Source organism: Mesorhizobium sp. M7A.F.Ca.US.014.04.1.1 (assembly GCF_003998745.1).
Taxonomy (GTDB): domain Bacteria; phylum Pseudomonadota; class Alphaproteobacteria; order Rhizobiales; family Rhizobiaceae; genus Mesorhizobium; species Mesorhizobium ciceri.
The window spans coordinates 1-6144 of record NZ_RZRW01000354.1; the positions used below are offsets into that span (position 1 = coordinate 1).

The 6144-nt window shown below is 62.7% G+C and carries 5 protein-coding genes; 2 read left to right on the forward strand and 3 right to left on the reverse strand.

The genetic code is table 11. The features are described 5' to 3' along the window. Positions 1–227 precede the first annotated feature (227 nt). Positions 228–872, reverse strand: a complete 645-nt coding sequence (locus tag EOA22_RS21705) for a hypothetical protein (protein ID WP_013532621.1) — start codon at positions 870–872, stop codon at positions 228–230. A 221-nt stretch (positions 873–1093) separates the two neighbouring features. Here EOA22_RS21705 and EOA22_RS21710 point away from each other — a divergent pair, with 221 nt between their 5' ends. Next, positions 1094–2773, forward strand: a complete 1680-nt coding sequence (locus EOA22_RS21710; RefSeq protein WP_013532620.1) for an electron transfer flavoprotein-ubiquinone oxidoreductase — start codon at positions 1094–1096, stop codon at positions 2771–2773. Between the two features lie 128 nt (positions 2774–2901). Further along, complete coding sequence (locus tag EOA22_RS21715) at positions 2902–3501, forward strand: DUF922 domain-containing protein (RefSeq protein WP_013532619.1); 600 nt, start codon at positions 2902–2904, stop codon at positions 3499–3501. Positions 3502–3505: 4 nt separating this feature from the next. On the opposite strand, the gene EOA22_RS21720 is transcribed toward EOA22_RS21715, so the two are convergent. Next, the gene (locus EOA22_RS21720; RefSeq protein ID WP_013532618.1) at positions 3506–4552 is read right to left on the reverse strand and encodes an endonuclease/exonuclease/phosphatase family protein; all 1047 of its coding nucleotides are present in this window, start codon (positions 4550–4552) and stop codon (positions 3506–3508) included. 71 nt (positions 4553–4623) lie between these two features. Continuing rightward, positions 4624–6087 carry an AMP nucleosidase gene (locus tag EOA22_RS21725; RefSeq protein ID WP_128278158.1) on the reverse strand — a complete coding sequence of 488 codons (1464 nt, stop codon included), beginning with the start codon at positions 6085–6087 and terminating at the stop codon, positions 4624–4626. Positions 6088–6144 lie beyond the last annotated feature (57 nt).

Below are 6144 nucleotides of genomic sequence, written 5' to 3' on the forward strand. Positions count from 1 at the left end.
GTCTGTTGGTTGGGGAAGCGGCAGTCATCGATTCCACATTCGTCCGCGTGGCGGCAATTTGCAAGGCTGGCAGCTTGGGTTCCTTCGGAGCCTCTCGCCGGCGCGTTGGCTGACGGAGCATCAAACGAAAAACCCGCCTGTGCGGCGGGTCACTGGCGCAACTCAGCACCATAGGCAAAAATGTACCATAGCTGAGCTCACCGAGTCAAGAAAAAATTCCTATCGTGTCAGCCCGTTGGTATGCGCGGATCCTGCACCAGGTAGAAGGTCCATCTGGGCGTGTAGTCGGTCATCAGGAATTCGAAGCTGGCGGTTTTCAGCGGGTCGACCTTGCCATTCCTGAACAGCAGCCGGTCATAGGGTTCGAAATCGCGATCGAAATCGGCGAAATTGCTCGACCGGATGTTGTCCGGCGTCTTGTTGCGCTGGTCGAAGGAAAGCCCGTCGCCGAACACGCTCGGCTGGTTCAGGATCTCCTGCAATTCGAACTGGAATTCGACCCAGGCCTGGCCGCTATTGTTGAGCACCTCGATGCGCATATACATCATGCCGTTGGCGAATTCGCCGGCCTTGCCGAAGGCCTGGATCGGCTTTGTCGTGCGGATCGTCAGCGTCACCGGCGTTGACGAAGTCAGCTCTTCGGTGATGACGAACGGATCGTCCTTCGTGCCGATGCCCGAGGCGCCGGTGATGTGGAAGCCGCCAAGCTCGTCGGAGAAGGAGTAGGCGCCCGCCGCCCAGACCTTCACTTCGTCGGCGGCAGCGTGATGCGGCGCCAGCATCAGAAGGGCCAAAAGGAGCGCCCGGCGGATCCGGCCGGGCGGGAAAAGAAAGCGCGTCGATGAAAAGCCGGCTGGCCCAGGAAAGCGCATGGCGTGAAGTATGGCCGATAAGCAAGCCGTCGAACAATTAAAAAACGCGCGCCCCGCAGGCAATGCCAGGCGAAAAGCAGTCTTCCAGCCTCGCAATGCGCGACTTTTTGGCCAAAACGGCATTGTCACGTATGCGCCGGTTTCCTGTCGTCAATTGATGCGCTATGCAGCGCGGGAGCCAGCAAGATACCCGAATGGGATAAGCCAGTGCGGAGGGGTTGATGAGCGACATCGAACGCGAAAGCATGGAATTCGACGTGGTTATCGTCGGTGCCGGTCCGGCGGGCCTCGCCGCCGCCATCCGCCTCAAGCAGGTCAATCCCGAGCTTTCTGTCGTCGTCCTGGAGAAGGGCGGTGAGGTCGGCGCCCATATTCTCTCCGGCGCCGTCGTCGATCCGATCGGCATCGACCGGCTCTTGCCGGGCTGGCGCGACGAGGACGGCCATCCCTTCAAGACGCCGGTCACCGCGGATCATTTCCTGGTCCTTGGTCCTGCCGGCTCGTTCCGTCTGCCCAACATTTTCATGCCGCCGCTGATGAACAATCACGGCAACTACATCGTTTCGCTGGGCAATGTCTGCCGCTGGCTGGCGACCAAGGCCGAAGCGCTCGGCGTCGAGATCTATCCGGGCTTTGCCGCTGCCGGCCTGCTCTACAATGAGCAAGGCGCCGTCACCGGTGTCGTTACCGGCGACATGGGCGTCGAGAAGGACGGAACGCACGGCCCGGGTTTCGCACCCGGCATGGCGCTGATGGGCAAATATGTGCTGATCGGGGAGGGCGCTCGCGGCTCGCTCGCCAAGCAACTGATCGCCAGATACAAGCTTTCCGATGGCCGCGAACCGGGCAAATACGGCATCGGCCTGAAGGAACTCTGGCAGGTCAAGCCGGAGAACCACCGGCCGGGGCTGGTCCAGCATTCCTTCGGCTGGCCGCTTGACTTGAAGACCGGCGGCGGCTCGTTCCTCTACCATCTCGAGGACAACCAGGTGGCGGTCGGCTTCGTCCTCCACCTCAATTACAAGAATCCCTGGCTGTCGCCGTTCGAGGAATTCCAGCGCTTCAAGACCCATCCGGCGATCGCGGCTACGTTCGAAGGCGGCAAGCGGCTGGGCTATGGCGCGCGCGCCATCACCGAGGGCGGCTGGCAGTCGGTGCCGAAATTGTCCTTCCCCGGCGGTGCGCTGATGGGCTGTGCCGCGGGCTTCGTCAACGTGCCGCGCATCAAGGGTTCGCACAATGCCGTGCTGTCCGGCATGCTGGCGGCCGAGCATGTCGCCGAGGCGATCGGCGCCGGGCGCGCCAACGACGAACTCGCGTCCTACGAGGAAGCCTGGCGCGCGACCGACATCGGCAAGGATCTGAAGAAGGTGCGCAACGTCAAGCCGCTGTGGTCGCGCTTCGGCACCATCGTCGGTGTCGGCCTTGGCGGCCTCGACATGTGGCTGAACACGCTGTTCGGTGTCTCGCCCTTCGGCACGCTGAAGCATGGCAAGGCCGACTACGCAACGCTCGAGCCTGCCGCCCGGCACAAGAAGATCGCCTATCCGAAGCCCGATGGCGTGCTGACCTTCGACAGGCTGTCCTCGGTGTTCCTGTCCAACACCAATCACGAGGAAAACGAGCCGGTCCACCTGCTTGTCGGCGACATGGAGCTGCAGAAGCGTTCCGAGCACGATGTCTTTGCGGGCCCCTCGACGCGCTATTGTCCGGCCGGCGTTTACGAGTGGGTCGATAAGGACGGCAACGCCGCCGCCGATCCCACGGCCAAGGATGTGCGCTTCGTCATCAACGCGCAGAACTGCGTCCACTGCAAGACATGCGACATCAAGGACCCGAACCAGAACATCAACTGGGTGCCGCCGCAAGGCGGAGAAGGCCCGGTCTATCAGGGCATGTAGGCCCGCGCCGGCCGCAGCGTGCAAAGGTCCCGACGATGGCTCGGGGTCTCCCGTGGCATGTGGAACATTAGAACTGTTGAAACTGCCGCGCGCTTATGGTTCCATTCCTTGACGATAAGGAGATGGCCATGCGCCTGACGGTTCTGGCATGCCTAGTGGCGATCGGTGCGCTGTTCGGTCTGGCTTCGGCGGCCTCGGCCGGCACCAGGGTGGTGGTCAAGACGCGGACCTACGACATCACCGGGAACACGGGGCTGGCGCTAGTCCAAGCTATGGACCGCAAGGGGCCGAAGCACGGCTTCATGACGCATGCCATCGCGCTGACCGGCTACGCTGTGGATTGGGACCTCGACACCAGCCAGGACAATGGCGTCTGCCGCTTGCGGCGTGCCAACGGCACGCTCAATCTCTTCTACACATTTCCGCGTGTCGCCTCGGCCACCACCCCGACGCTCCGGAAGCGCTGGACGCGGTTCTTCGCCGGCGTCCGCGCCCATGAGGAAACCCATGGCCGCATCGCCAGGGAGATGATGCGGGCCACGGAACGATCCATCTCCGGCCTCAGGATTGCCGACGACCGGTCCTGCTACAAGACACGTCGCGAGGCACAGCGACGCATCAAGGCCACCAATGCCGCATATGAGGCCAAGCAGCTCGCTTTCGATGCGCGCGAGCATCGCGACGGCGGCCATGTCCAGCATCTCGTCATCGCTTTGGTCAGGCCCTGATCCTTCAGCCTGGCGTCTTGCCGGCCTGGACAATGGCCGCGGTCGCGGTTTCATGTTCGTCGAGCGGCTTTTGCTGGTTCAGCCTGAGCGAGAACTCCACCATGACCGGGAGGTGATCCGAGCCGGTGTCTTCCAGCCGTGTCGCCGAATGGATAGTCACGCCGCCCTTGCTGAAAACCTGGTCGATCGGCAGGCCGGCGAAGCGCCGCAGGAAATCCGGCAGCCTGATGTGGATCCAGGTCGGGCCGGCGGAAGGCATGACGGTCAGCCCGCCAAGCGCCGCGACCCGCCGCACGGCGGCACTCCATGGGGCGGCATTGCAGTCGCCCGCCATGATGGCCGTCTCGCCGAGCGCGGAAAGCGGCTCCGTCAACTCGCCGATCTGCCAGTACTGCTCGCGTGGCCAGGGCCAGCTGAGATGGATCGCGGCGACATCGACGTCGATGCCGCCGAAGTCGACGGTCGCTGTCGCCATGGCACCACGCCTTTCGCAACGCGCCTCGGTGCCGGCGGCAAAGGGCCGCCGCGAGAGCAGCGCGACGCCGAATATCTTGTTAGGGTAAGGACAGAGGATCCGGTATGGATATGCGCTGCTGATATAGCCAAGCTCGGTCGCCCACATCGCCGACACCTCGTCCAGGGTGATCACGTCGGGATTGGTCCGGCCGATCAGCGACAGCACCTTCTTCGGGGTTGGATTGTCGTAGCGCAGGTTCATCTGCAGCAGCTTGTAGATCGCGCGGTCTTCGTTCTTGGCTTCATAGGCGGCCTGAACCGGCCACAAGCGGGAGAAGGACAGCGAGCCGGAAGTGGTGGCGAAGGCCGCCACGGCAAAAAGCAGTGCCACGGCCGCTTGCAGTCGAAATGTCGTGGCCAGCAGCGGCAACGCGCAAAGCGCCATCAGCACGGCAAGATGGACGCGGAAATGCGAGAAGGAATCGAAGGCGGGATGCAGCGTTCCGAAAAACCCGGCCACCAGCGCGATCGAACAGGCCAGCATTGCCAGGAATGCAACCGAAATCAGCAATGTCCCGAAGCCCGCTCTCTCCATGCCGCCTGCTTATCGGCAGTAATGCGGCTCAATCAAGATGACGAAATGCCCATGCGATGCGTGGAACCGGCCTACTGGAACGCCGTTTCCGAAAAACTTCTGAGCTTGCGCGAATGCAACCGCTCCATCGGCATTTCCGCGAGCTTCTCCATAGCCCTGATGCCGATGGTCAGGTGCTGCGCCACCTGGCGCTTGTAGAATTCGGTCGCCATGCCGGGCAGCTTCAACTCGCCATGCAGCGGTTTGTCCGAAACGCACAGCAGCGTGCCGTAGGGAACACGGAAGCGGAAGCCATTGGCGGCGATGGTCGCCGATTCCATGTCGAGTGCGATGGCGCGAGATTGCGACAGACGCTGTACCGGCCCACGCTGGTCGCGCAGTTCCCAGTTGCGATTGTCGATGGTGGCAACGGTGCCGGTGCGCATGATGCGCTTCAGGTCGTAGCCGGAAAGGCCGGTGACTTCGGCGACGGCTTCCTGCAACGCCACCTGGATCTCGGCCAGCGGCGGGATCGGCACCCAGACCGGAAGATCGTCGTCCAGCACGTGGTCCTCGCGCACATAGGCATGCGCCAGCACATAGTCGCCAAGCGCCTGGGTGTTGCGCAGGCCGGCGCAGTGACCGAGCATCACCCAGGCATGCGGCCTCAGCACCGCAATATGGTCGGTGATGGTCTTGGCGTTGGAAGGCCCGACGCCGATATTGACCATGGTGATGCCGCCATGTCCCGATTTCTTCAGGTGATAGGCCGGCATCTGCGGCAGGCGCGGCGGTGCAACGCCTTCGCTGGGCGCGCTCTGCCCGCCCTTGGTGATGACATTTCCCGGCTCGACGAACTCCGTGTATCCGCCGCCGCCATTGGCCATCAGGTCGCGGGCGCGGGCGACGAATTCGTCGATGTAGAACTGATAGTTGGTGAACAGCACGAAGTTCTGGAAATGCTGCGGCGTGGTTGCCGTATAGTGCGACAGCCGGTGCAGCGAATAGTCGATGCGCTGCGCCGTGAAGGGCGCCAGAGGCCTCGGCTCGCCGAAGGCGACTTCGAAGGTGCCGTTGGCGATCTGGTCGTCGGTGCCGTCGAGATCGGGCACGTCGAACAGGTCGCGGATCGGCCGCTTGATGCGCTCTGCCGTCGCGCCGTCGACATGGGTGCCTTCAAGGAAGGCGAAATGCAGCGGGATGGGTGTGGTCGATTCCGACACCGTGACCGCAACCCCATGATTGCGCATGATCAGGCGCAACTGCTCGACGAGGTAGCTTTCGAACAGGCCCGGCTGGGTGATGGTGGTGGAAAAATGCCCAGGCGTCGGCATATGCCCATAGGCCTGGCGCGAGTCGATCTGGGTGAATGAGTTGGTGGTGACGCCGATCTCCGGATAGAAGGCCCGGTAGCGCTTGCCATTATCACCGCCTGCTGCCGCCAATTCTGCGAAGGAGTCGCGCAGGAACCTGGTGTTGCGATCGTAAAGCGCCTGCAGTGCCTTGACGGCCTTTTCAGCGCTATCAAAGCTTTGCCGGCCAAAAGGCTCCGGCATGACGACAGATTCGATGGCTTGTGGGTAGATTCGCTTTTCCATGGCTCAATATAGAGA

What these genes read in the sequence shown, in the direction of transcription:
- EOA22_RS21705 (WP_013532621.1), bottom strand. Translation starts at nt 872, where the DNA reads ATGCGCTTTCCTGGGCCAGCCGGCTTTTCATCGACGCGCTTTCTTTTC.
- EOA22_RS21710 (WP_013532620.1), top strand. Translation starts at nt 1,094, where the DNA reads ATGAGCGACATCGAACGCGAAAGCATGGAATTCGACGTGGTTATCGTC.
- EOA22_RS21715 (WP_013532619.1), top strand. Translation starts at nt 2,902, where the DNA reads ATGCGCCTGACGGTTCTGGCATGCCTAGTGGCGATCGGTGCGCTGTTC.
- EOA22_RS21720 (WP_013532618.1), bottom strand. Translation starts at nt 4,552, where the DNA reads ATGGAGAGAGCGGGCTTCGGGACATTGCTGATTTCGGTTGCATTCCTG.
- EOA22_RS21725 (WP_128278158.1), bottom strand. Translation starts at nt 6,087, where the DNA reads ATGCCGGAGCCTTTTGGCCGGCAAAGCTTTGATAGCGCTGAAAAGGCC.